The organism is Zarconia sp. (assembly GCF_057467645.1).
This window is the reverse complement of sequence record NZ_JBRJXU010000047.1, coordinates 1-23,403: the sequence shown is the minus strand read 5'-3', so window position 1 is coordinate 23,403 and position 23,403 is coordinate 1. Positions and strand designations below refer to the sequence as shown.

Genomic DNA, 23,403 nt, shown 5'->3' with positions numbered 1-23,403 from the left:
GCCGATCGTCTACCAGCAAACATTGCTCTCAAAATAGTTATGCCAAAATACGTGATGTGGGGAACCTACTGCGAAGATGTATTGGAGAAGCGCAAACCCTACCGGCAAGCGCACCTCGATGGCATCGCCGCCCAAAAAGAAGCAGGGTTGGTGATTACCCTCGGGCCTACACAAGATGCAACCATGGTCTTTGGCATCTACGACGCAGAAGATGAAGCCGCCGTCCGCAAACTGGTAGAATCCGATCCCTATTGGGAAAATGGCATTTGGACGGAATACGACGTGAAGGAATGGATTCAAGCGTTTTAGGAGAAATCTTGAGTAAATAAGCTAATGCGCATTTAAATTGTATATTCCCAAAACAAGATAAAAATGTGCAATTTTTTGACCTGTCTCCGCGTCTCCGCGTCTCCGTGTCTCCGTGTCAGTCAAACTAGTAAATTAGATGCGTAGCAGCTTATTGAGAGGGCATTTCCAGGTATGAAGTCAGATTCTGTGAAACCGGGATTCGATCGCGAGGCGCTATCTGCCTGGATTTTCCTCGCTCCCGCCCTGATTTTACTGGGAATTTTCGTCTTGTGGCCGATCGCCTATTTGCTCTATCTGAGTTTCACCTCCGGCAGCTTCACCCAAGCGGGGGTACGGTGGGTGGGATTCGAGAACTACTGGCGGTTGCTAGTAACGCCCGATTTCTGGCAAGTCGTCGGTAATACCGTCTATTTCACTATCGCCACGGTGATTCCCAGCCTAATCCTACCGTTGTTGCTGGCGGTACTTCTCGATCGAGCGATCGCTCTCCGGGGTGTCTTGCGAACCGCCTATTTCATCCCCTCGATTACCTCGATGGTGGCAGTGGGGTTGGGGTGGCGGTGGCTGTTCCAAACCAACGGACCGGTGAATGGTATCCTGGGGGCGATCGGCATCGAACCGATTCCCTGGCTGGGTAGTACGGTGTGGGCGATGCCGGTACTCATCCTACTCAGTATCTGGAAGCAGTTGGGTTTCAATCTGGTGGTATTCCTGGCTGGGTTGCAAACCATCCCCGACTCTCGCTACGAAGCCGCCGAACTCGATGGGGCGCGGGGTTGGCAGAAGTTCTGGCACGTTACCTTACCGGGATTGCGCCCAACCCTGGTATTTGCCACCGTCACCACGGCGATTTTCACCTTCCGCAGTTTCGAGCAAGTTTACGTCATCACTGGAGGCGGCCCGCTCAATTCAACCAATTTGCTCGTTTACTACATCTACGAAGAAGCTTTCGGAATGTTTGACTTCGGCTATGCAGCCGCCGGAACGACGATATTACTGATGTTAACCCTAGGATTGGTTTGGTTGCAGTTACGGGTTTGGGGAGAAGAGTAACGTGATGTGGCAATTCTCATCGAATTGTTATGCTAAATGTACTTAACCTCAAAATAATAATGATGATCGATCAAGCCAAATTGTTGACAGTATTAGGATGTTCGAGTTCGGTGGCGTTGATGCTGATGGCGACCGATCCTGCTTCTGCAATGCCAACCGATCGCATTGACAGCCAGATTACTCAGTCAGAAACGATCGCGATCCCCTCAACTCACGCTCAAGGGGACGAACTGCTCGACGCCCTCGGCTGTGGCTGTGCGGTTTGTACGATGAGTCAGCCGGAAACGATGTAATCGAGGAAATTATAGCGGTTCTCATCCTCATGAGGCACAAAGTTTCTGGTTTGAGGGAACGGGGAACGGGGAACGGGGAACGGGGAATAGGGAATGGGAAATCGAATTCAGGTGTACCTCACAGGTCTGAGAATTGCTATATCTTGCTTGAATGGGGCGATTGCGATCGTCCCAATCCTACTGCAGCGCGGCAGAAATAACTACCCAGCTTTAAACCGCCCAAAGCTATATATAGTAAGCATTTTTAATTTTTAATTTTGCGTGCATCGCGAGCGGTGTCGGTTTGAGTCCCGTTCAACTTTTCAAGACGCATTTTTAATTCTGCGTAGCAGCACTACCTTCAACTTTTTTCAATCCACTACATATCTAAAAATCCGTCGTAACGCATCAAAATACGATCGCCAGTCCTTATCTTTTCTTCGGTAGGATAAAAGCTTGAATCCCTTCAGCTCTCAAGTTTTCGACAAGCCATTTCATTTCGACGTGCGTTCCTATTATTACTTCGCCGGGAATCTTTTTTTTGAGATTGGTAATCTCGGATAGTGATAAATTCATCAGCTTGCGTAAGATTTTTGCGGCAACAATTGCCCGATACTCAATTTCTGTAATCTGCAGACACCACGAACCCTCTTGTTCTAAAATCAGCTGTCTCAATTCATCGGGGATATTGCCAATACCATCTTCCTCCATCGCCATGCCGCAATGATGACATCGAGAAGATTGATGCCAAACGAGTTTTCGATCGTCAATAGATTGACCGACATACACGTCGATGTTTTTTTGACAATCTATACAAGGGATTCGAGCAGTTGCCATACTCAAGGAAATTCTCGATCGAATTCAACGAACTATAAATCTTATAGCGGTTTTCATAATGGTAGATCCCAGGCACTTGAAACGGTGTCGGCACGGGGGCACGACCCCTACATCACCGATGTCTTGTCACATTTTTTGCGTGAACTCGCGTTCGGGGTCAATATTTTTGAAAACGGCTGTAAAAAACAGTGGTTTGTTGCCTAGAATCCACTTATTACTTATTACTTATCACTTATTACTTAACTTAAACGATTGTCGGAAATGCCGCCTCCTGTTGGCGAAAACACCGATCTAGACCCAGACGCGAAACTTCCTAAAATAGTGATACGGGAACGAAGCCGATGCGATCGCCCCAAAATTAACAGAATATCGACTTATTTAAAACCGGATGCAACCCACTAACCCCAATCAGTTTACGGAAAAAGCCTGGGAAGCCATTTCCCGCACCCCCGATATTGCAAAAGCCGCCGGGCACCAGAAACTCGAAAGCGAACACCTCTTTAAATCTCTTCTCGAACAAGAGGGTTTAGCCAGCAGTATTTTAAATCGGGCAGGGGCATCGGTGCCGAAAATTCGCGATCGCATTGAAGCCTTTATCGCCAAACAACCGAAAATATCCGGTAGTGGGAGTTCCATCTATTTAGGGCAAAGTTTGGATACCCTACTCGATCGCGCCGATGTCTATCGTAAAGAATATGACGATGAATATATTTCGATCGAACATTTAATTCTCGGGTATCTCAAAGACGATCGCTTCGGAAAAAACCTGTTGAGAGAACTTAAAATAAGTGAATCCCAACTCAAAGAAACGATCGCCCAAATACGAGGTACTCAGAACGTGACCGATCGAGATCCAGAAGGCAAATACGACTCTCTCGAGAAATACGGCCGCGACTTGACGGAAGCCGCACGGCAGGGGAAACTCGATCCGGTGATCGGTCGCGACGACGAGATTCGCCGCACGGTGCAAATCCTTTCTCGCCGCACCAAAAACAATCCCGTCCTCATCGGCGAACCGGGGGTGGGGAAAACGGCGATCGCCGAAGGACTCGCCCAGCGAATCGTCAAAGGAGACGTTCCCGAGTCTCTCAAAGATCGTACCCTCATTGCCTTGGATATGGGTTCCTTGATTGCTGGGGCGAAGTACAGGGGCGAGTTTGAAGAACGCCTCAAAGCCGTCCTCAAAGAAGTCACCGACTCGGAAGGGCAAATCGTTCTCTTCATCGACGAAATCCACACCGTCGTTGGTGCGGGGGCAACCCAAGGGGCAATGGATGCGGGGAACCTGCTCAAACCGATGTTGGCGCGGGGAGAACTCCGGTGCATCGGTGCAACCACTCTCGACGAGTACCGTAAGTATATCGAGAAAGATGCCGCATTAGAACGGCGATTCCAGCAAGTCTTCGTCGATCAACCCAGCGTGGAAGATACGGTATCGATTCTGCGGGGTCTCAAAGATCGCTACGAAACCCACCACAACGTCAAAATTGCCGATAGCGCCTTGGTGGCGGCCGCCACCCTATCGACTCGATATATCAGCGATCGCTTCCTACCCGATAAGGCGATCGATTTGGTGGACGAAGCGGCAGCCAAACTGAAGATGGAGAGTACCTCCAAACCCGAGGAACTCGATGAAATCGATCGCAAAATCCTCCAACTGGAAATGGAGAGACTCTCCCTGCAACGGGAAAGCGATGCGGCTTCCCAGGAACGGTTGCAGCGATTGGATAAGGAACTGGCCAACTTCAAAGAACGGCAATCGGCATTTAACGCCCAATGGCAAGCGGAGAAAGAGGTTCTCGATCGCCGCAAAAACCTGAAAGAGCAAATCGAACGGGTACAGGTGGAAATCGAACAAGCCGAACGCAACTACGATCTCAATCGCGCTGCCGAATTGAAGTTTGGCAAGCTATCCCAGTTGCAGCAGACACTCGACAAAACCGAGGAACAACTGGTGCAAACCCAAAATACCGGTCAATCCCTGTTGCGCGAAGAAGTCACCGAAGCCGACATTGCCGAGATTATCTCTAAGTGGACGGGGATTCCCATCAGCAAGTTGGTGGAGTCGGAAATGCAGAAGCTACTCCACCTCGAAGACGAACTGCACGAACGGGTGATCGGTCAAAACGAGGCGGTGACGGCCGTTGCCGATTCCATTCAGCGATCGCGCGCCGGATTGGCAGACCCGAATCGTCCGGTGGCGAGTTTCATCTTCCTCGGCCCCACGGGGGTGGGGAAAACGGAGTTGGCAAAAGCCCTGGCGGCGTACCTGTTCGACACGGAAGATGCCATGGTGCGCATCGATATGTCGGAATATATGGAGAAGCACACTGTTTCTCGCTTGGTGGGTGCGCCTCCGGGATACGTGGGATACGACGAAGGGGGGCAACTCACGGAAGCGATTCGCCGCCGTCCCTATGCGGTGATTCTGTTCGACGAAATCGAGAAGGCTCACCCGGATGTATTCAATATTATGTTGCAAATCCTCGATGACGGACGGGTGACGGACGCGCAGGGTCATACGGTGGATTTCAAAAACACCGTGATTATTATGACCAGCAACATCGGTTCCCAGTTCATTTTGGATGTGGCGGGGGATGATGCCAACTACGAGGAAATGCAGAATCGGGTAATGGAGGCAATGCGCGCCGAATTCCGACCGGAGTTTCTCAACCGCATCGACGAAACGATTATCTTCCATGCCTTGCGTAAGGAAGAGTTGCGATCGATCGTCAAGTTGCAAATCCTGAATTTGGAACGCCGTCTGGAAGATCGGAAAATGGCACTGAAGTTATCGGATGCGGCACTCGATTTCCTAGTGGAGGTGGGGTACGATCCGGTGTACGGCGCCCGACCGATTAAACGGGCGATTCAGCGGGAGTTGGAAACTCAGATTGCCAAGGCGATTCTGCGGAGTACGTTTACCGAAGGGGATACGATTTTTGTGGATGTGGAGAACGAACGGTTGTCGTTTAAGCGGTTGCCGGCCCAGTTGCTGACGACGAATAATTAATTGTTTGCGATCCCCCCTAACCCCCCTCGATCGGGGGGGAATTGAAATAGTTCCCGAACTAACAAACAGCGCACGCATCCGATGGCCTCCGGATAAATAAACCAGCGCAGTATCCTAGCTTCCCCCTTAAAAAGGGGGAAGGGAGGGGGATCTATTCCAGGAAGACGGGAGGGGAGTCTCCTCTCTCAAGTCGCTGAATCCTGACCAAAAATGAGGTTTTAAAATTATGAGTTCGTCGAAGAAAAAGAATTCTAAGAATAAAATTTACTATCAGGCATTTGGGGTTTTTGTGGGAGTTACCCTGTTGGTGTGGATTCTGCGCGGTATCGGTGCGCTGGGATTTATGCCGGGAATGGTGATTTGGATTCTGATTTTTTTGTCGTTCGGTTCTGGGGCGATCGCCACTTATCAAAGTTCGCGGCGGTGGTAGGGCGATCGGCTTCTAACTGAAATGTATCTGCTATCGGGATATGATATCGGAAACGATCCGAATTCCGATACCTAAAAAATATTTTATATAGTGAAATCATGGCTGGCACAGAACTCATTAATCTTTGAGTATTATTTAACGCTAAATTTCCCTAAAAAAAACCAAATATTATAAAGCAATTTTTGTTTCCCCTACTATTTTCAAATGAGGTCCATTTCGTGAGGGGAACGTCTTTTCTAAAGCTTGCCGAGTGCGTTCTAAATAAATCATCGAAGCCCGATCGCCCGGATTGTGTTGGCAGCATCGATCGAATAAGTCTCGTGCCTCTTCAAATTCACCCATATGATAAAGTACCAATCCTTGCTCGAATATCGTTTTTGTTGCTAATTTCCCATCTCGCAGGTGAGGCGGATCGGCATCAAACACTTCAAACACCGATACCATTTCCGACTTTCCTTTCACTTGCACCCGATCGAGCAGTCGAAAATGATAATCGCTTTGATTTTTCATCGCCAAAAACGTGCGATCGCTAATCAGTAATGATGCACCGTAATTCTTCGTCAACCCCTCCAATCGCGAGGCAAGATTCACCGCATCGCTAATCACCGTGCCATCCATGCGAGTTTGTCCCCCCACGGTTCCCAGCATCAAATCGCCAGTATTAATGCCAATCCCAATTTTTACGGGGGGACGTTCTGGTAGCTGGCGAGTTTGATTGTAACGATTGAGGGTATCGAGCATCGCAATTCCCGCTTTCACGGCATCATCTGCATTCCTGCCAAAGAGCGCCATAATCGCATCGCCGAGGTATTTATCGATAAATCCGCCATTGTCTAAAATCGCCGGTTCCATGCGGGATAGGTAGCCATTAATAAACCGAAAGTTATCCTCTGGGGTCATACTTTCGCTCAAGTTCGTGAACGAACGAATATCGCAAAACAGAATCGACATTTCCTGTTTGACCCCATCCCCGAGTTTGACATCGAGAATGCTATCTTTGTGCAAAAGTTGGAGAAACTGCTGGGGGACGAAACGTTCGTAGGCTTGATTGAGCTTGGACAGTCGCTGTTGGTGTTGGTTCAGGGCATCGATGAGTACGTCTTGTTCTCGCACCCGTTTTTGCAGTTCTGCATTGAGGTGGCGTACTTGGGCTTCGGCTTCGATGCGCTGGGCGACTTCCTCTTGCATGCGATCGTTCGCATCCCGCAGGGCTTTCGTCTTTTCGTCGATGGTTTGTTGCAACAATTCGACGGTACTGTTGAGATCGACGGGATTGAGGGCTTCGAGGAGGGTCGTTTGGGTGATGATGCCCGCGAGATATCCAGCTTCGTCTACCACCACCAAACGCCGAATCCGGTGGAGTTGCATGATTTGATGGGCTTCCCACAGAGAGGTCTTGTGTTGCACCGGTAGCAGGGGACAACTCATCACCTCTCGGACCGGAATCCTTTGGAAATCGAGACCGAGGGTTTTGAACTGGACGATATCCCGTTCGGTGACGATACCGATGGGTTTTTGACGATCGCGACGTTGGGAACCTTCCCCACCTTCGTTGGTTTTCACGTCGCAAATCACGACGCAACTTTTTCGCCGTTGCGCCATTAGTCGGGCCACCTCACCCATACTGCAATGGGAAGGGGCCGTCAGTACTTTGGGCACCATAATGCTCGACACCTGCCGAATTTGCAGCATATCGGCGGGGTTGAGGGCTTGGCGCAAACTGTGAGGAGTGATGACCCCTAAGATTCGACCGGTTTTGTCTACAGCCGGGAGGTGGCGAATTTGCGCCGCCTGCAGTTGGGATAAGATCGCAAACAGATCGGTCTTATCGTCAAGTTCAATCGTCTTCACCTCCGGAGTCATCAATCGCTCGATCGTTACCCCGGTCAAATCTATCTCGTCGCAGGTGACACGCACGACATCTCGTTCCGTGAAAATTCCCAGGAGTCGATCGTCTTCCATTACGAGGACGTAACTTGCCCGAGTCTGACTCATCATGGAAATCGTATCCAGGACTGAGGTCTTTGGAGAAATGACGGTGGGATTCATGTCCAGTGCTTGGGTTATCAGAGTTGGAGAGTCGGAGTTACTCAGTAACATGGATAGAAAAATCGAATTTTGCAAAATACCCCCACCCAACGATCGAGTTAGACTGAGAAACTCAGCTCGACTGAGTACCAAAAAATTCACCCTCGAAGGGTATATATGGGGAATAGCAGTAGATAATGTCGCAAATTCGTCAGCTCGATCTCACTGTAGAAATGACGAGCTGTGACCCTTGGCACACCTGAGGCGGAAGGAAAAAAGAAAGAAAAGGGATCGGGAACTGCAATAAAGCTCTATCTTTTTTCTAACGCAATATCAAAACGTCGAGATCGAATGACAGTAAGTAAAAGAACATCGTTCAGTATTTACTCGGATTCGTCAACGACGATCGACTAAGCCGTAGGGATCGACAGAAGTAGAGATCGAGGACAACTCGGTTTGTATCCTATCTTAAAATTGTAAAATATTGTTATTCAATTGTGGCTGAGGTGTTGGACACCGATGAGGAAATTACCATTGAAAACAATGAATTTTTTATTGGTGTTAACTAGTTAAGCTAAAACTTTATCATTAACAAGTCGATTTCGTCAATCCAAGCATTCATCTCACTCCTTTAAGTCTTCGCCAAAACCGATCTTCCAATGAACGCGATCGCAACTTTATACTGCCTCCGATGGCGATCGAGAGGAAAAATTTCCCTTTTACTCCGCTCGATCGGGTGTTGGAGAATTAAGTTATACGTTGCGAGATTGCATCATGGAAATATCCCTCGATTCCGTCCGTTTTAAGAACATTTGGGTCGCCGTATCTTCGGGATTAGACGCTAAACATTGCGCGAATAAACCTCGGGCGTCTTCTACGTTCCCCAGTTTATAAGAAACGACCCCTTGCTCGAATGTTGTTTTCGTGGCAATTTTTCCGGCTTTAAGTTTAGGTGGATCGGCATTAAAAATTTCAAAAACTGACACCATTTTCGATTTTCCCTTCACTTGCACCCGATCGATAATTCTAAAATTATATCGCTCGTGATTTTTTAAGGAGAAAAACGTGCGATCGCTAATCAGTAAAGATGCACCGTAATGTTTCGTCAATCCTTCAATGCGAGAGGCCAAATTCACCACATCGCCGATCGCCGTCCCATCCATCCGATTCTTTCCCCCCACGGTTCCAAGCATCACATCTCCCGTATTGATGCCGATGCCATTTTGAATGGGAACGTAGCCGGATTCAATTCGCTGTTGGTTATAGTCTTGCAAGCGGTGTAGCATCGAAATTCCGGCGGCAACCGCATCATCTGCACTACCCCGAAACAAAGCCATAATCGCATCGCCGATATATTTATCGATGAATCCGCCATTTTCGAGAATCGCTGGTTCCATTCGAGATAAGTAAGCATTGATAAATTTAAAGTTATCCTCGGGGGTCATACTTTCGCTCAAGCTGGTAAAAGAGCGAATATCGGAAAAGAGAACGCTCATCGTTTGCTTGACTTGGTCCCCCAAAGAAATATCGAGAATGCTATCTTTTTTCAAACATTTGAGAAACTCGTGGGGGACAAAATAGCTGTAAGCCGCGGTCAGATTGGACAAACTTAAATGGGTTTTCAAACGGGCGAGGAGTTCCTGTTTGTTCACCGGTTTGGTAAGGTAATCGTTAGCCCCAGAAGATAAACCTTCGACGATATCGGTGACTTGATTTTTCGCCGTCAACAGTAAAATAGGCAGTTCGTTCGCCGGGAACTTCTCTCGCAATCTTTGACAGACTTCGTAACCGGTCATTTTCGGCATCATCACGTCGAGCAACATTAAATCTGGGTCGAATCCATTCTCGATAACCTCCAACGCTTCAACCCCGTTCGTGGCTTGGGCGATGTCGTAGTTTTCCGGGGAAAGGTGATTCATCAACACCTGCAAGTTCACCGGTTCGTCATCCACGAGTAAAATTTTGAAACCGTCAGCATGTCCCCGATCGGGTGACGGATGGGCGATCGCGTCGGGGAGAGAAATATTCTCCGTCGCACTCAGTCTCGAGTCTTGCAGAGCCAGGGGTGGGGGGTCTGTGGCAATCTCTCGGGAGATGCCCAGGGTAAAGGTAAAGCACGATCCCTCTCCCTCCTGGGAGTCGACCCAAATCTGCCCCCCGTGCAACTGCACCAAATTGCGAGTGACTGCCAAACCTAGCCCCGTTCCCCCGTATTCCCGCGCCGTAGACCCATCTCCCTGCTCGAATTCACCAAAAATGCGATCGAACTTGTCTGGGGAAATGCCGATACCCGTATCGCGCACGCAGATGGCAATCCGATCGGATTCGGGGGTGCCGTAGGCTGAGGCGGATACCTCCACCGTCCCGGACTCGGTAAACTTAATGGCATTACCCACCAAGTTATATAAAATCTGTTGCAGGCGATTTTCATCGGCACTCACCGGGGGCAAATCCGTAGGAACAGCGTTCGCGAGTTGCAAGTTTTTTTTTCCCACGAGAGTGGCTGTTAGGGTCAGCACCATCCCCACGATCGCCCGCAGGGGAATCGGTTTGAGTTGAACTTCGATATTTTGGTGTCTCAGTTTGGAAAAATCGAGGATATCGTTAACCAGATTCGACAATCGACGACCGCTTTGGGCGATGGTAATCAGGTTTTGGCGGTCTTGGAGATTGAGTTGTTCTCCATCGAGCATCGATTCCGTCAAGCCGATAATCCCGTTGAGGGGGGTGCGCAGTTCGTGGGAGGTATTGGCGAGAAACTGGTCTTTAAGGCGATCGAGGCGTTTGAGTTCTTGGTTGGCTTGGGCGAGTTCGGCGGTGCGATCGCTCACCTGTTGCTCCAAATTGGCATTGAGATCGGCCATTTGGGTGGCGTAGTCCTCTAGGGATTCCATCACCTGATTGTAGCGACGGGCAATTTTCCCCACCTCCGTAAAGGGGTCTTCGGGAACGCGCAGGCTGAAATCCTGAGTGCGCGCCTGTTCGTCCATGACTTGAAACAGTTGGTAGACTTCCGTTTTCGCCCGGTGTTCGGAAACGTTTAACCCGATTTCTTCTTCTTCGAGGGAGACGCGCAGGGGACTGATGCGATCGATAATCCGCAACAGCAAGTAGGTGACTCCAAACGCCCAGACGAATCCCACGCCAATCCCAAACAGTTGCACCGCAATTTGAGCGTGACGACTCAACCCCGTTCCCAAAATCTCCAAATCCCCAAACAAACCCACAGCCAGGGTTCCCCATGCCCCAGCCACACCGTGGAGGGCGATCGCATCCACCCCATCGTCGATCCGAAAGCGTTCGATCCAGTAGGTAGCCAGCAGCATGATCGCCCCACCCATTCCCCCAATCAGAGCGGCATGGGGGGTACTGACGGCGTTGCATCCAGCGGTAATGGATACCAAACCGGCGATCGAACCGTTGATGAGGACTTCCACTTCTGGCAGTTTGCGCTGATACCAACCCAATGCGCCGGCAGCGAGCATTCCCATCGCCCCGGCTAAAAAGGTCTGCACTAAAATTCTCGGGACTTGGTCGTTGAGGGCGAAGGTACTGCCGCCATTAAAGCCCAGCCATCCCAACCAAAGCAGCATCGCACCCAGAACGGAAAAGGATAAATTCGAACCGTGGATTTTCTGCGATCGCCCGTCTGCGCTAAATCGACCGGTGCGCGGCCCGATAATTAGCAGGGCCGCCAAAGACACCCAGCCGCCGACGCTATGGACGACGGTAGACCCGGCAAAGTCAGCAAAGCCCAATTTCCCCAGCCAGCCCGATAGAGTGCCAGTGGCAACGCCGTTCCACGCCCAATGCCCGAACATCGGGTAGATTAACCCGGAAATGAGCAGGGCTAAAATCAGGTATCCTTTGAAACGCAACCGTTCGGCAACCGCCCCGGAAACGATGGTGGTGCAGGTGCCGCAAAACATCGCCTGGAAGAAGAAAAACGCACTGAGTCGAGGATCGTGGGCGAGTTCGAGAAAAAAGTCTTTTGCCCCCACCCACCCCCCAACCGATGCACCGAACATCAAAGCATAGCCGAAACTCCAAAAGAGGACGATGGAGATGCCCACATCGGCGAGGTTTTTGACGGCAACGTTAATGTTATTTTTCGATCGGGTCAGTCCCGATTCGAGGCACATGAAACCGGGCTGCATCATGAAAACTAATCCGGCGCAACCGAGAAGCCAAGCTACATTTAAATCGAGCATTGTTATTGGGTGGGTGGAGTTGAGATTCGAGAGAGAACAGTCAGTGGAGAAACGTTAGCATTCAGATTCGAGTTCGAGGAGTTTCTGGGTTCGAGTGGGTCGGCGATCGTTGAATTCAGGATCTTTGTTTGCTCTTATCAGAAAAATACCGATTCTCGATCGAGTTGTCCGGACGACGGATAAATACCGCAATATAGCCGTCGCCACAACCGTTAGGAAATAAGTTAGGACATCAGCGATCGCGATCGGGGAAGGCAGCGAGGGAAAGACTACGGGTTCATGACATCAGTTTCTGGCATTGTTCTAACCGCACCAGCGCGGTTGCCATACATCGAAAAAGTATTTTCTTGATGTCAATTGAGACTCTAAAGTTGCAATTTTATCCCTCGAGAACGCCGAAGTTATTTTGCGAATAAGGTCAACATCTGGAAAGACGTATCGTAACTGCCAGGTTGATTCGGAAAATTAGTGCCTGCTATGCGCGTGCAGAGCGGACACACATCTTGCTCGTGTTGTAAATTCTCGCAATCACCCCATGTCCGCCCCTACAGTGGCGACTGCGATAACGTCGAGACTTTACTCTAGAACTTTAGATTTTGCTAGACCCGAGCGAATGGTTTCAATGAGTTCTTCACCCGTCCAGGGCTTATACAAACAGGCATGGAGGTTGGCCTGATTTTTAGCCCGCTCGATCGCATCTTCATCTGCTTGCCCAGTTAATAAAACTTTGACAATTTTGGGAAATTTTTGGTGAACGCCAATCAGGAATTCATCTCCTTTTATTCCCGGCATCAACCAATCGGAAACAATGACGAGAATATCAATCTCTTCTTCATCGAGTTCTTCAATGATTTCGAGGGCTTCATCTGCACCTTCAGCAAATTCATAAAAATATTGATTCTCAAATGCTTTTCTGAGCTGTCGTTTCAAACTATCGAGGACGATGGCTTCATCATCAACACAGATAATTGCGGCTTTAGACATAGCGATATAACTCCCAATCGGATTTTATCTAGATGTTTGATGGCTTTGAATACTGTTGAAATATCGAATTTAAATATGCAACTGTTTGTATCATAAATCCGGATACATTCATTCGCCAATCCCCACCGATCGCCGTCGCCATATCGGTTCAGTCACAATTGACTGTGCGCAGCGGAGGCTTCGGGGGCTTCGGGGGAAGCAACGATCCGGTGTTGTCCTAACCGCACTGGCAGTTGCGATACAACCCTCGCAGTTTGCCCCCTCCTTGGACGGGATGGGAGAAAGGGAGGAGAATTTTGGCGATCGATCGTCGATGAGTGGCAGCTCAAATGCCGTTGGGATGAGTTCCCAGTATTCGAGTCCAGTGTCAAGGCAACGGCGTTCCCGATAGGGGTAAGGAGACTTTAAACGTGGTGTGACCGGGGATGCTTTCCACCTCGATCGATCCGTTGTGGCGATCGAGAATTTCGCGGGCAATCCCTAACCCCAACCCCGTACCTTTTCCAGCGGTTTTGGTTGTAAAAAAAGAATCGAAAATTTTCGGGAGAATTTCCGAGGGAATCCCTTTACCGCTATCGGTGACTTTGACGAAGATGTGAGTCTCATTTTGAGTCACGTCGATGGTGAGAGTGCCCATTTCGTCGCCCATGGCTTGCAAGGCGTTGTGAATTAGATTCGTCCACACTTGGTCGAGTTCGTCCGGACAGCAGAGGATCTCGGGCAAGTCGGGGTCGTAGTTGCGAATGACTTCGATTCCCCGTTTGATGTGGTTTTGATACAACATCAACACCGTTTCCACCCCTTCGGTAATCCTCGATGGAATCGGTTTGCGGCTGGTATTGGAATGGGAGTAGGTTTTGAGGGCGAACAAGAGCTTGGTGGCGCGATCGGCTGCCAAATCGATGAGATTGGTGCTGCGATATAAGGTTGCAAGTTTGTGGGTTAGCTCGAGAATTGGGCGGGCTTGAGGATGTTCGAGCAGGGGCAGGCAAAACTCTAAGCCTTCGTAAATCCCCATATCTGCAAGCATTTCGGCAGTCCGAGGGGCATTTTCAATTTGGTAAGATTGAAGGCTGCTGGCTAAATCTCGCTTCAGTTGACGTTTTTCGCGAGTCGATCGGGGGATTTGCTTGATGCGGGTTCGATCGAGCATTTCCCAAAAAATCGATTGAGACTCGGAATCGAGCTGACTTAACAGTTGGGGAATTTGCGCGAGGGTATCGTCTAACTGTTCGGAAATACTACCCACCGAAGACCGAATCGCAGACAGGGGTGTTTTCACTTCATGGGCGATGCCAGCCACCAGCTGTCCCAGGGTCGCCATTTTTGCCGAGTGAATGAGTTCGGCTTGGGTGGCTTCGAGTTTTTTTAAGGTCTCTTCTAGTTCGCGAGATTTGCGTTCGAGCAGCCAAGTTTGTTGGATGCCTTGAGAGACCTCCCCCAGCAATTCGATCGCGACATCTGAAGACACAAACTCGACTTCTTCGATGCCTAACCACGGCAGAGGTTTAATTTCTGCGTCGCTGCGGTGAACGATATCGAACTGTCCGTCCGATCTGACTTGCCCGATGTAACAATGTTTCCAAACGTGGTGGTTGGGTTCGACGATTATCGTGCCGCCCGGAGCCTCAAAGCGTTGACCGAAGGCGGCTTCGCGCACGACATCGACTTCAAACGATCCAGCTGCCTCTACCGCTTGTTTCCACAGATAGACCTGGGCATAGGCGGCTTCGATGGGATCGGAGGTGACGCGATCTTCGCCGTAGCGGGCCTTAAAATTGCGGACGAATTGGCGATTTTCGGGGGTATCGAGGCTTTGGAAGTAACTCCAACTTGAATAGTGACCGACGGCGACTTTTCCTAAATGTTCTAATTCCGCTTCCGCAACGCTGACGGCAACAATTGGAATGTCCTCGGCTCGAATTCCGGCTTGATAGTATTGGGTGTAAAAAGCTTGGTTGCTATCTCCGTTTAGGGTGCTAAACACCACATCGGGTTTTGTAGTGAGGATCTCCTCGATCGTCCCCTCGAAGTTGCGTTCTCCGAGTTCGATATATTGTTCCCCAACGACTAAACCGCCGTAACGTTTGAGTTGCGAGCGAACGGGTTTGTTCACCGTACGGGGAAAAACATAGTCTGAACCCAGTAAGAAAAACCGTTGTTTACCATTCGCTAGCAGCCAGTTAATGGCGGGTTCCACTTGCTGGTTGGGACAAGAACCGGTGTAGAAAATATTCGGACTTTTTTCAAGTCCTTCGTATTGAAGGGGATACCATAGTAGGGCATTGAGTCCTTCAAAAATCGGTTTAACGGCTTTGCGAGTAGCCGAAGTCCAACAGCCGAAAATATTAGTAATCTCATCCTCTTCGATCAGTTTTCTCGCTTTTTGAAAAAACTGGCTCGGGTCGGATGCACCATCTTCAACGATCGCTTCGAGGGATTCCCCTAAAACTCCCCCATGGGCGTTAATTTCGTCGACCGCCATCAGCGCTGAATCGATCAAAGGTCGTTCGCTGACAGCCATCGTACCGCTTTTAGAGTGTAAGATACCAACTCGCACCATAGAAATTATCGCATATAAAAAGGGCCATTAAATATCTAGAACGAATTGAGATAAATTTAAAGCTCTCCACAATTCGTTCACATTTCGTCTCGGTTTTTGTGAATTATCGTTGCCAACAAACTTTTATTTTCTCGGATCGGTTAAATTTTACGCATGTTGCTCTATCTTCAAGATTCACTACATTTCACTACATCTATAGTGCAAGAGCATCGCTCCAAACGATCTAAAAAATTGATAGACAGCCGAGTCTTCCCGAAATCTACATTTCGACAACCGTTGATTCTTCGCTTTTCACCCAATCAAGTCACATATGACTCGGCAATTGAAAAATACAAGCTGCATCGTGGCTTGAGTTTTCCTAAATCGATTGCCGAGTTTCAAAAACTCACAACGTTGTTGAAGAAAACACCCTTCTTCGCAAATTTACGTGCTTAGTATACACTCTTGCGTGTTTCCAGATTCCCGATCGGTCAATTCTCAATTTTCATGAGTCCAGAGCCGCTCTAAGTTATCTCGATCGATTTTGAAAAAGACCCTCGAGAGTTGTTTAGCTTGGGGTGGCGGTGGCAATTTCTGTGAAGAGTATAAGCGATTTCGATCGTTTTGGCTAGAACGATCTCATTTTTATCTGAAGATTCGGTAAAACGACCGAATCGAGATCGAGAGACAAACGTTTCCGAATACTTGAGGAGTTCCTCATCTCTATCTCGATTTTAAGAAGACGGCTTCGGTACCATCTACAATTTAAGGATCGATGGTAGAACGAAGATCGGTGGTTTTAATTGATACTTGCACGGCATTTTCCTCATGCAGTGGTGTCAACTTAAGGTTAAATTGACTGTTTCAATGTCGCGTCAATGCCTAAGCCTTCGCGGTACTTCAACGTTGTTCGATCGCTTTTGATTCTCAAAACCTGACAGAAACGGGGATCTCGCTCTGTTCTATGAGTGGTTTGCCGTTGCGGCAAAGTGCTTATCCACCAGTTCGGCAACTTCAGCCGGACAAATGCGGCTGTGGCGGGTTTTACTGGGCATGAAGACGAGGTTCGGACCGGCTTTGCAATGTTTGAGACAGCCGGTTTTTTTGATATCGACGCGATCGCCCAAACCTCTCTCGTCTAAAGCTTTTTCCAAGGCTTGATAGACGGCTTTACCCCCTCGCTTGCAACAGTCGGACTTTTGGCATACGAGAATCTTCCCTTGCTTGTTCTGGGATTTCTTCACCGGAGGCAATGCACCGTCGTGTGAGGTTAACCCGCCTTTTTGCGAAAGAGGGGTCAGTTCTTCGGCTTTAAACTCGTAGCGACCTTTTTTAATCTTTCTCGTGCCGGCCATCGACACCCAATCGCCCGGTGCGAGAAACGGAACGCTGGCACGCAGGGGTTTGGCGAGCTTAATAAAAAATGGACCGTACTCGGTGGCAAGCTTGACTCGTTTGGGGGTGAAATTGTCTTTGCGGACGATGTTGACAATTTGCCCTTGGAGGCTGAAGTCGGATTCGAGTTGATACTTGGCTTTACCCATAGCAGTTTCTGGTTGGCAAAAACGTAAGAGGACGAGAACGAGGTGCCACAAGGGCTATTTAGATAAAAAACTTTACTATCAAGCCCTCGATTTCCAGGAGCAAGCTTGAAATCGAGAAGGCTTTTAACCTATACATCACAATAGTTTTCGTAAATTTTGCCCTTCGAGCCGCTCGCAAGGTTCGAGAAATTATTGAAAATAATATTCAAGAATATAGCACATCCCTCCAGCGATCGAGTTTTCTGACGGTGGGTTGACAGCACTGTAAATTTTTGTTACAAATAGTTACATAAGGTAAAAAAATAAAACAAAACACGGAGATTCCAATGCAATCAGCTAAAGGAAGCATTATTGACGACCAGGGCAAAATGAATAACTTTGCCATCGAACCCACCATGTACGTTGATGAAGTTTCTCGCGCCGGTTTCACCCCCTATGCCGAAAGCCTCAACGGTCGCTTAGCGATGATCGGATTTGTTTCCTTGCTCGCGTTCGAAGCGTTGACCGGACAAGGACTCATCGAATGGTTCACCAACCTGTAAATCGCGATCGCCATCACGCCTTAGATACAAGCGCAATCATTTATATATCCTTACAATCGAAGAGCCGGGTTTTTCTGTAATGAGGGAGACCTGGCTTTTTCCATTAGACATCTGGTGAAAATTAAAATCGCAATCAATTTTCATCTTGAAACCATCAGTTCTCAAACCCGTTCCCTGTTCCCCGTTCCCCCCGACCCTCTTTTCTGGAGATGTCTATGGGCGATCGAATGGACAATGGACAATTGACAATGGGTCAGTTGCGTCATTCTTCCCCCACGCCCCACGCCCCACACCCCATCCCCTAACTATTCAAGACGATCGCCAGAAAATATTACAATAAGTAAACAAACTGAGCGGAAAAATGTGAAATGCGAGTTGCAATAGTAGGCGCGGGACTAGCGGGAATGGCAGCGGCTGTGAAATTAGCCGATGCCGGACACCAGGTGGAAATCTTCGAGTCCCGTCCTTTCGTGGGTGGCAAAGTCGGCAGTTGGGTAGATGCAGATGGCAACCATATCGAAATGGGGTTGCATGTCTTCTTCGGATGCTACTACAACCTATTCGCCTTGATGGAAAAAATCGGGGCGGTGCAACACCTGCGCTTAAAAGAACATACCCATACCTTTATTAATAAGGAAGGACGAATTGGGGAACTGGATTTTCGCTTCCCCATCGGCGCGCCATTTCACGGGTTGAAAGCATTTTTCACCTCTTCTCAACTCACCGCCCAGGATAAACTGCAAAATTCGATCGCTCTGGGAACTAGCCCGATCGTACGGGGTTTGATAGACTTCGACGGGGCGATGAAAACCATTCGCGACCTCGATCGCATCAGCTTTGCCGACTGGTTCCGCTCCCACGGAGGTAATAACGGCAGCCTCAAGCGCATGTGGAATCCGATCGCCTACGCCCTGGGATTTATCGATACGGAAAATATCTCGGCGCGGTGTATGCTCACCATTTTCCAATTCTTCGCCGCCAAAACGGAAGCCTCAGTGCTGCGAATGCTCGAAGGTTCTCCCCACACCTACCTCCACGAACCCCTGGTTAAATATCTCGAAGAACGGGGAACGAAAATCCACACCCGGCGCAGAGTTCGGCAAATCTTATTTAACGAAACCGCAGACGAAACCCGCGTTAACGGTATCGTTGTCGCCCAAGGGGAAACTGAAGAAACCATCGAGGCGGATGCCTATGTCTTCGCCTGCGACGTGCCGGGAATCCAAAAGGTGTTACCGCAAGAGTGGCGCAAGTGGCCCGAGTTTGACAACATCTATAAGTTAGAAGCGGTTCCCGTCGCCACGGTGCAACTGCGCTTCGATGGCTGGGTGACGGAACTCCAAGACGAAGAAAAACGCAAGCAATTGCAGCAGGCTGTGGGTATCGATAACCTGCTGTATACGGCGGATGCGGACTTCTCCTGCTTTGCCGATTTAGCCCTCGCCAGTCCGGGAGACTATTACAAAGAAGGGGAAGGTTCGCTGATGCAACTGGTGCTCACCCCCGGCGATCCGTTTATCAAACAAAGTAACCAAGCGATCGCGAACCACGTTCTCGAACAAGTGCGGGCACTCTTCCCCTCCGCGCGGGATCTAAATATGACTTGGTACAGCGTGGTGAAGTTGGCGCAGTCGCTGTATCGAGAAGCACCGGGAATGGATCTCTACCGTCCTTCCCAGCAAACCCCCGTGCCGAACTTCTTCCTCGCGGGAAGTTACACCCAGCAGGACTATATCGATAGTATGGAAGGGGCGACGATTTCCGGGAACCAGGCAGCGGAGGCGGTGCTGGCGAATCTTGGTAAACTCGGTTCGACTGGAGAACTCGTCGGCACGACATCGGAATCTTAGTCAGCTTGAAGCCGTCAGCTAATCCACTCGAAACATGCCAACTATGTTGCAATGTCGATCTGGCGAGTTGGTAATCCTCCCTCGTTGGATGAGTCTAACTCAATACTGAGGGCTGATTGCGGAGTGCTTACTGCCACCATATGGATTTTTTCTTAACTGTTCTCGGTTGGGCGGTGTTATTCGGGAGTACGATCGGCTTAGCCCTGGGAATTCCGGCAGCACTTCGCCTCCGAAAAGCGATCGTGATTGGGCGATCTATTGCTGCTGCGGTTGTCGGAACGTTTGTGGGGATTTTACTGGCTTTCGCGACGTTCCAAAAACTGGGTGCCTCACTGGGTAGCGGTTTATTTTTGATGTGGTTCGTCCTACCCAGTATTGTGTCTGTAATGGCGATCGTTTTGGGAGAATTGGTAATTTTTCTCTTCGAGCGATCGCAGCGGCGAAATTAACGTCTTCTAGAACGCAGCTGCAAACCTCGATCGGGCAAGCAAGAGTTTACAATGCGATCGAGATCTTGGTGCCAAGGAACAGGCAATCTATACAAACTTTGCAGTGCCACTCGAATCTAAAATCTAAAATCTAAAATCCGAAAATGACAGACTGGCTCGAACATAGCTTTCAAATTGAAGTCAATATTCCCATCCATCGCGTGTGGAATATCTGGGCGGATATCGAAAAAATGCCTCAATGGATGGATTGGATTGCCTCGGTGAAAGTGAGCGAAGACGATCCCAATCTCTCTCGATGGACGTTGGCAGCATTAGGATTAGAAGTAAACTGGCAATCTCGACTGACGCGGGTACTTCCCTATCAAATTATTCAGTGGGAATCGGTGGATGGTTTGAGCAATCGAGGAGCCGTTCGATTTTACGATCGCAAAGAGAGTACGATCGTAAAACTGACCATCGGTTACGGAATTCCGGGAGTTGTGGGAAAAGTGATGGATAATCTATTTTTAGGTCGCTTCGTGGAATCGACGCTCAAAGCAGATTTAGAAAAGTTTCGGGAGTATGCGATCGAACTTGGGGAAGAGGTTGAAGATTAGATTTTGCCGATAAAGCGTACATTTATAAATCCTGACGCTCTCCAATGTCTGGATTATATTTCTTAAAAATCACGTTGGATTTTTCAAAATCTTCTTCTAATATAGGTTTTGCGATATACGCGGCTTCTTCTTCCGAAAGTTCTTCAGGTGCGATCGCTTGTTCTAACGCACGACACCAAACTCTGCTTAAGAGAGGTTGAAAAGAACCCTCTTCCCAAAACTGACGCAGTTGAGAAATATGATATTCAGAATATATCATCAACTCACCAAAGTCCTCACCAAAATATTCTATATCGTGTTCTGCGGTCCAGATAAAATAGGCTCCCGTTTCGTAACATTCTGCCATCATTTGAATCAAACTGGTTAGGCTGGAGTAAGCAGGAATTGGCTCTTCTCCTTTCGGACGAAACCAAACGGGAGAACTGTCAATTTCTTCCTCTTCGCAAATAACATAATACTCACCTGCTAGCCAGAAAAGAGGCAGTTGATGGCGAGGTTCGCAATCTTCGCAATACACTTCAACCCAGACATAATAATTTTTGATGGCTTCTTCTAACGAGTAGAATCCCCAAAATGGAAAAAGTTCGACACCTCCATCAAAAAATTCATACAATTCGCGGACTTCTCGTGTAAGTTTAAAGGGAGAATCCTTGAGTAAAGTATAAATTTGAGCAGAAGTCAGACCGGGATTAAAATCATCGTAGAAAGGTGTATTAATTTCAATCCATGTTTTAATTCGTTTGAGTGCCTCGGTTAATTCTGACATTAGCCATATCAATATAAAGGTTATCGATCGATTAATCCGCCTCTAAAACCTCGATCGATAAATCCAGTTGCTTCTGTTTCTCGCTTAAAAACTTTTCGCATCGATCTAAGCCTTCCTTAGCTACGGCAAACTCCTCAAATACTTTTGCCAACTCCAACTCTCCCGATTCAATTCGATCGATAATCTCCTCAACCTTCACTACCGTTTCCTCGTAATTCCAATTCTTACTCGTTTTTGCTTTAGCCATTATTCTTTCCTCGAAAATTCCAACTTTGTGTCCTTCGTGCCTTTGTGGTTCACTTCAAAACTTATTTCTCCCCCAAAAGATCGAGAACCTTCACTCGAATTCGACCCGTTCCCAACTGCACCTCCAACACGTCATCCTCCTCCAACCCAACCGTCGATCGCACGATATCTCCCCGATCCGATCGCACCACCGCATAGCCCCGATTTAGCACCCCTTGCGGATCGAGGGCAGCCAGTTTTTCCGATAGCAATTGATGGTGTTGGATTGCCCGTTGCAAGCGCGATCGAGCCGCGCGAATTAGCCCCTGACGCAGACGTTGCAGCTCTTTTCGTTCCCGATCGAGTTGTCGGTCGATCGAGAGCTTCTGCAAGCGATTTTGGAGCTGTCGTACCCGATTGCGTTCCGCTTCCAGACGGGCATTTGCCGCCCCTGCAAGTGCCTCCACCCGCGCTTGATGTTCTTCGCGCAACCCCTCTAAAGAAGGAACCACCAATTCTGCGGCGGCTGTTGGAGTGTGAACGCAGGCATCGGCAGCCAAATCCGCCAAAGACTCATCTCGCTGATGCCCAATTCCCGCAATAATCGGTATCGAGCAAGTTGCGATCGCCCTTACCACTCGTTCGTCGTTAAAACAGGCTAAATCTTCTACCGACCCCCCACCCCGCGACAGAATCAGCACTTCAGCGCGCCCATCTTTTTCCACCCGCGCGATCGCCTCAGCAATCGAAGCCGGCGCGCGATCGCCCTGTACGATCGCCCCAGACAGCAACACCTGCAACCCCGGATATCGCTGTTTGAGGGTGCGCTGGATATCCCCCCAAGCCGCTGCCTGGGGAGAGGTAACCACCGCAATGGTTTGGGGATGTGGAGGGAGCGATCGCTTCCGGGCCGGATCGAACAATCCTTCGGCTTCCAAGCGGTTGCGCAGTTGGCGGTATCGCAGCGCCTGCAATCCTTCCCCAGCGGGTAAAATTTGCCAGACACTCAGTTGATACTCTCCCCGCGCTGGATATACCCGGATGCTACCGAGTACCAGAAACTGTTCCCCCACCACCGGTTCTGCCGCCAGTTTGGCTAGTTGCGATCGCCACACCACACAGCGAATCGTGGCATTTCCCTCAGTATCGCGCAGGGTAAAGAACGTGCCGCTACGGTGGGCGTTGGCGCTCGATACTTCCCCCGTCACCCACAACTGGCGCAGTTGGCGATCGTCTTGTAGCAGAGATTGGATGTAGTCTGTCAGTCCCGCTACAGACAGGGCGGTATCGGTCATCTGAGAATTTGCGATCTGAGTATCGGGAGTCATCATACTGACAGTGGCAAGGGGGCGATTGAGTTTCTGTATTTTGACTACGATATCGCGGATACTCCCGAATTGGTGAAACTTGTTCTAAAATCAATACAGTTTCCAAAAAAGTCGCGTTCTCCCATCCCTAAAACAAGAATAGTGCAGGAGTCAGTTAGCCCCGGTCGCCTACCGCCAGAATTGAATGACGACTCGGGAGGTTTGAAGCAGACAGTATCTCTTCTGCCTCCCCGTTGACCTTCGATGTATCGTTTAACCGTTTCCGTTGACAACATGCCACGAAATAGAGGTCGAAATCGTGAATTACCACACGCAGCAAGTGAGATTGAGCGTTGACGACGCAACTCGCGCTTTGATTGAGTTTGAGTGCGAAGCGGCCAACAGTTTGTACAACGCCGTTCTGTACACAATCCGACGTGCGTAC

General features: G+C 49.1%; 18 protein-coding genes. 9 read left to right on the top strand and 9 right to left on the bottom strand.

Annotated elements, in window-relative coordinates; genetic code table 11:
* Positions 1-39: 39 nt before the first annotated feature.
* The 3 genes from AC2215_RS06605 to AC2215_RS06595 all read left to right on the top strand — a co-directional run bounded on the left by AC2215_RS06605 (position 40) and on the right by AC2215_RS06595 (position 1,655).
* Positions 40-309, top strand: coding sequence for a YciI family protein (locus tag AC2215_RS06605; RefSeq protein WP_486809175.1), 270 nt, complete (start codon positions 40-42; stop codon positions 307-309).
* Positions 310-480: 171 nt separating this feature from the next.
* Positions 481-1,362: a carbohydrate ABC transporter permease gene (locus AC2215_RS06600; RefSeq protein ID WP_486809174.1), complete on the top strand. Its 882-nt coding sequence runs from the start codon at positions 481-483 to the stop codon at positions 1,360-1,362.
* A gap of 59 nt (positions 1,363-1,421) precedes the next feature.
* The gene (locus AC2215_RS06595; protein WP_486809173.1) at positions 1,422-1,655 is read left to right on the top strand and encodes a hypothetical protein; all 234 of its coding nucleotides are present in this window, start codon (positions 1,422-1,424) and stop codon (positions 1,653-1,655) included.
* A 408-nt stretch (positions 1,656-2,063) separates the two neighbouring features.
* Here AC2215_RS06595 and AC2215_RS06590 read toward each other — a convergent pair whose 3' ends face one another.
* Positions 2,064-2,471: a hypothetical protein gene (locus AC2215_RS06590; protein WP_486809172.1), complete on the bottom strand. Its 408-nt coding sequence runs from the start codon at positions 2,469-2,471 to the stop codon at positions 2,064-2,066.
* Positions 2,472-2,859: 388 nt separating this feature from the next.
* Between AC2215_RS06590 and clpB the strand changes: the two genes are divergently transcribed.
* Both clpB and AC2215_RS06580 read left to right on the top strand, forming a co-directional pair.
* The gene (gene clpB, locus AC2215_RS06585; RefSeq protein ID WP_486809171.1) at positions 2,860-5,484 is read left to right on the top strand and encodes an ATP-dependent chaperone ClpB; all 2,625 of its coding nucleotides are present in this window, start codon (positions 2,860-2,862) and stop codon (positions 5,482-5,484) included.
* A gap of 226 nt (positions 5,485-5,710) precedes the next feature.
* Positions 5,711-5,914 (top strand): hypothetical protein, encoded by a 204-nt coding sequence (locus tag AC2215_RS06580; RefSeq protein ID WP_486809170.1) that lies wholly within the window; start codon positions 5,711-5,713, stop codon positions 5,912-5,914.
* Positions 5,915-6,082: 168 nt separating this feature from the next.
* Here the strand turns inward: AC2215_RS06580 and AC2215_RS06575 are convergent, their stop codons facing one another.
* From AC2215_RS06575 to AC2215_RS06555, 5 genes are all read right to left on the bottom strand, one after another.
* Entirely contained in the window at positions 6,083-8,014 is a 1,932-nt protein-coding gene (locus tag AC2215_RS06575; RefSeq protein WP_486809169.1) for a CBS domain-containing protein, read from the bottom strand.
* A 680-nt stretch (positions 8,015-8,694) separates the two neighbouring features.
* Positions 8,695-12,153 (bottom strand): ammonium transporter, encoded by a 3,459-nt coding sequence (amt, locus tag AC2215_RS06570; RefSeq protein WP_486809168.1) that lies wholly within the window; start codon positions 12,151-12,153, stop codon positions 8,695-8,697.
* A 576-nt stretch (positions 12,154-12,729) separates the two neighbouring features.
* Positions 12,730-13,137: a response regulator gene (locus tag AC2215_RS06565; RefSeq protein ID WP_486809167.1), complete on the bottom strand. Its 408-nt coding sequence runs from the start codon at positions 13,135-13,137 to the stop codon at positions 12,730-12,732.
* Positions 13,138-13,504: 367 nt separating this feature from the next.
* On the bottom strand, positions 13,505-15,700 hold the full coding sequence (locus tag AC2215_RS06560) for a transporter substrate-binding protein (protein ID WP_486809166.1): 2,196 nt from the start codon (positions 15,698-15,700) through the stop codon (positions 13,505-13,507).
* A gap of 941 nt (positions 15,701-16,641) precedes the next feature.
* Positions 16,642-17,223, bottom strand: coding sequence for a (2Fe-2S) ferredoxin domain-containing protein (locus AC2215_RS06555; protein WP_486809165.1), 582 nt, complete (start codon positions 17,221-17,223; stop codon positions 16,642-16,644).
* 326 nt (positions 17,224-17,549) lie between these two features.
* On the opposite strand from AC2215_RS06555, the gene AC2215_RS06550 reads away from it, so the two are divergent.
* From AC2215_RS06550 to AC2215_RS06535, 4 genes are all read left to right on the top strand, one after another.
* Positions 17,550-17,765 carry a high light inducible protein gene (locus tag AC2215_RS06550; RefSeq protein ID WP_486809164.1) on the top strand — a complete coding sequence of 72 codons (216 nt, stop codon included), beginning with the start codon at positions 17,550-17,552 and terminating at the stop codon, positions 17,763-17,765.
* 368 nt (positions 17,766-18,133) lie between these two features.
* Positions 18,134-19,615 (top strand): 9,9'-di-cis-zeta-carotene desaturase, encoded by a 1,482-nt coding sequence (zds, locus tag AC2215_RS06545; protein WP_486809163.1) that lies wholly within the window; start codon positions 18,134-18,136, stop codon positions 19,613-19,615.
* Positions 19,616-19,755: 140 nt separating this feature from the next.
* Positions 19,756-20,064: a hypothetical protein gene (locus AC2215_RS06540; RefSeq protein WP_486809162.1), complete on the top strand. Its 309-nt coding sequence runs from the start codon at positions 19,756-19,758 to the stop codon at positions 20,062-20,064.
* A 143-nt stretch (positions 20,065-20,207) separates the two neighbouring features.
* On the top strand, positions 20,208-20,660 hold the full coding sequence (locus tag AC2215_RS06535) for an SRPBCC family protein (RefSeq protein WP_486809161.1): 453 nt from the start codon (positions 20,208-20,210) through the stop codon (positions 20,658-20,660).
* Positions 20,661-20,682: 22 nt separating this feature from the next.
* Here the strand turns inward: AC2215_RS06535 and AC2215_RS06530 are convergent, their stop codons facing one another.
* The 3 genes from AC2215_RS06530 to xseA form a co-directional block, all read right to left on the bottom strand.
* Complete coding sequence (locus tag AC2215_RS06530; RefSeq protein WP_486809160.1) at positions 20,683-21,426, bottom strand: SMI1/KNR4 family protein; 744 nt, start codon at positions 21,424-21,426, stop codon at positions 20,683-20,685.
* A gap of 31 nt (positions 21,427-21,457) precedes the next feature.
* On the bottom strand, positions 21,458-21,673 hold the full coding sequence (locus tag AC2215_RS06525) for an exodeoxyribonuclease VII small subunit (protein ID WP_486809159.1): 216 nt from the start codon (positions 21,671-21,673) through the stop codon (positions 21,458-21,460).
* 61 nt (positions 21,674-21,734) lie between these two features.
* A complete protein-coding gene (gene xseA, locus AC2215_RS06520; protein WP_486809158.1) occupies positions 21,735-22,982 on the bottom strand; it encodes an exodeoxyribonuclease VII large subunit in 1,248 nt (415 codons plus the stop codon).
* Between the last annotated feature and the right edge of the window lie 421 nt (positions 22,983-23,403).

What these genes read in the sequence shown, in the direction of transcription:
- AC2215_RS06560 (WP_486809166.1), bottom strand. Translation starts at nt 15,700, where the DNA reads ATGGTGCGAGTTGGTATCTTACACTCTAAAAGCGGTACGATGGCTGTC.
- AC2215_RS06535 (WP_486809161.1), top strand. Translation starts at nt 20,208, where the DNA reads ATGACAGACTGGCTCGAACATAGCTTTCAAATTGAAGTCAATATTCCC.
- AC2215_RS06595 (WP_486809173.1), top strand. Translation starts at nt 1,422, where the DNA reads ATGATGATCGATCAAGCCAAATTGTTGACAGTATTAGGATGTTCGAGT.
- AC2215_RS06555 (WP_486809165.1), bottom strand. Translation starts at nt 17,223, where the DNA reads ATGGGTAAAGCCAAGTATCAACTCGAATCCGACTTCAGCCTCCAAGGG.
- AC2215_RS06580 (WP_486809170.1), top strand. Translation starts at nt 5,711, where the DNA reads ATGAGTTCGTCGAAGAAAAAGAATTCTAAGAATAAAATTTACTATCAG.
- AC2215_RS06525 (WP_486809159.1), bottom strand. Translation starts at nt 21,673, where the DNA reads ATGGCTAAAGCAAAAACGAGTAAGAATTGGAATTACGAGGAAACGGTA.
- clpB (WP_486809171.1), top strand. Translation starts at nt 2,860, where the DNA reads ATGCAACCCACTAACCCCAATCAGTTTACGGAAAAAGCCTGGGAAGCC.
- AC2215_RS06575 (WP_486809169.1), bottom strand. Translation starts at nt 8,014, where the DNA reads ATGTTACTGAGTAACTCCGACTCTCCAACTCTGATAACCCAAGCACTG.
- AC2215_RS06530 (WP_486809160.1), bottom strand. Translation starts at nt 21,426, where the DNA reads ATGTCAGAATTAACCGAGGCACTCAAACGAATTAAAACATGGATTGAA.
- AC2215_RS06550 (WP_486809164.1), top strand. Translation starts at nt 17,550, where the DNA reads ATGCAATCAGCTAAAGGAAGCATTATTGACGACCAGGGCAAAATGAAT.
- xseA (WP_486809158.1), bottom strand. Translation starts at nt 22,982, where the DNA reads ATGATGACTCCCGATACTCAGATCGCAAATTCTCAGATGACCGATACC.
- AC2215_RS06605 (WP_486809175.1), top strand. Translation starts at nt 40, where the DNA reads ATGCCAAAATACGTGATGTGGGGAACCTACTGCGAAGATGTATTGGAG.
- AC2215_RS06600 (WP_486809174.1), top strand. Translation starts at nt 481, where the DNA reads ATGAAGTCAGATTCTGTGAAACCGGGATTCGATCGCGAGGCGCTATCT.
- AC2215_RS06590 (WP_486809172.1), bottom strand. Translation starts at nt 2,471, where the DNA reads ATGGCAACTGCTCGAATCCCTTGTATAGATTGTCAAAAAAACATCGAC.
- AC2215_RS06565 (WP_486809167.1), bottom strand. Translation starts at nt 13,137, where the DNA reads ATGTCTAAAGCCGCAATTATCTGTGTTGATGATGAAGCCATCGTCCTC.
- AC2215_RS06540 (WP_486809162.1), top strand. Translation starts at nt 19,756, where the DNA reads ATGGATTTTTTCTTAACTGTTCTCGGTTGGGCGGTGTTATTCGGGAGT.
- amt (WP_486809168.1), bottom strand. Translation starts at nt 12,153, where the DNA reads ATGCTCGATTTAAATGTAGCTTGGCTTCTCGGTTGCGCCGGATTAGTT.
- zds (WP_486809163.1), top strand. Translation starts at nt 18,134, where the DNA reads ATGCGAGTTGCAATAGTAGGCGCGGGACTAGCGGGAATGGCAGCGGCT.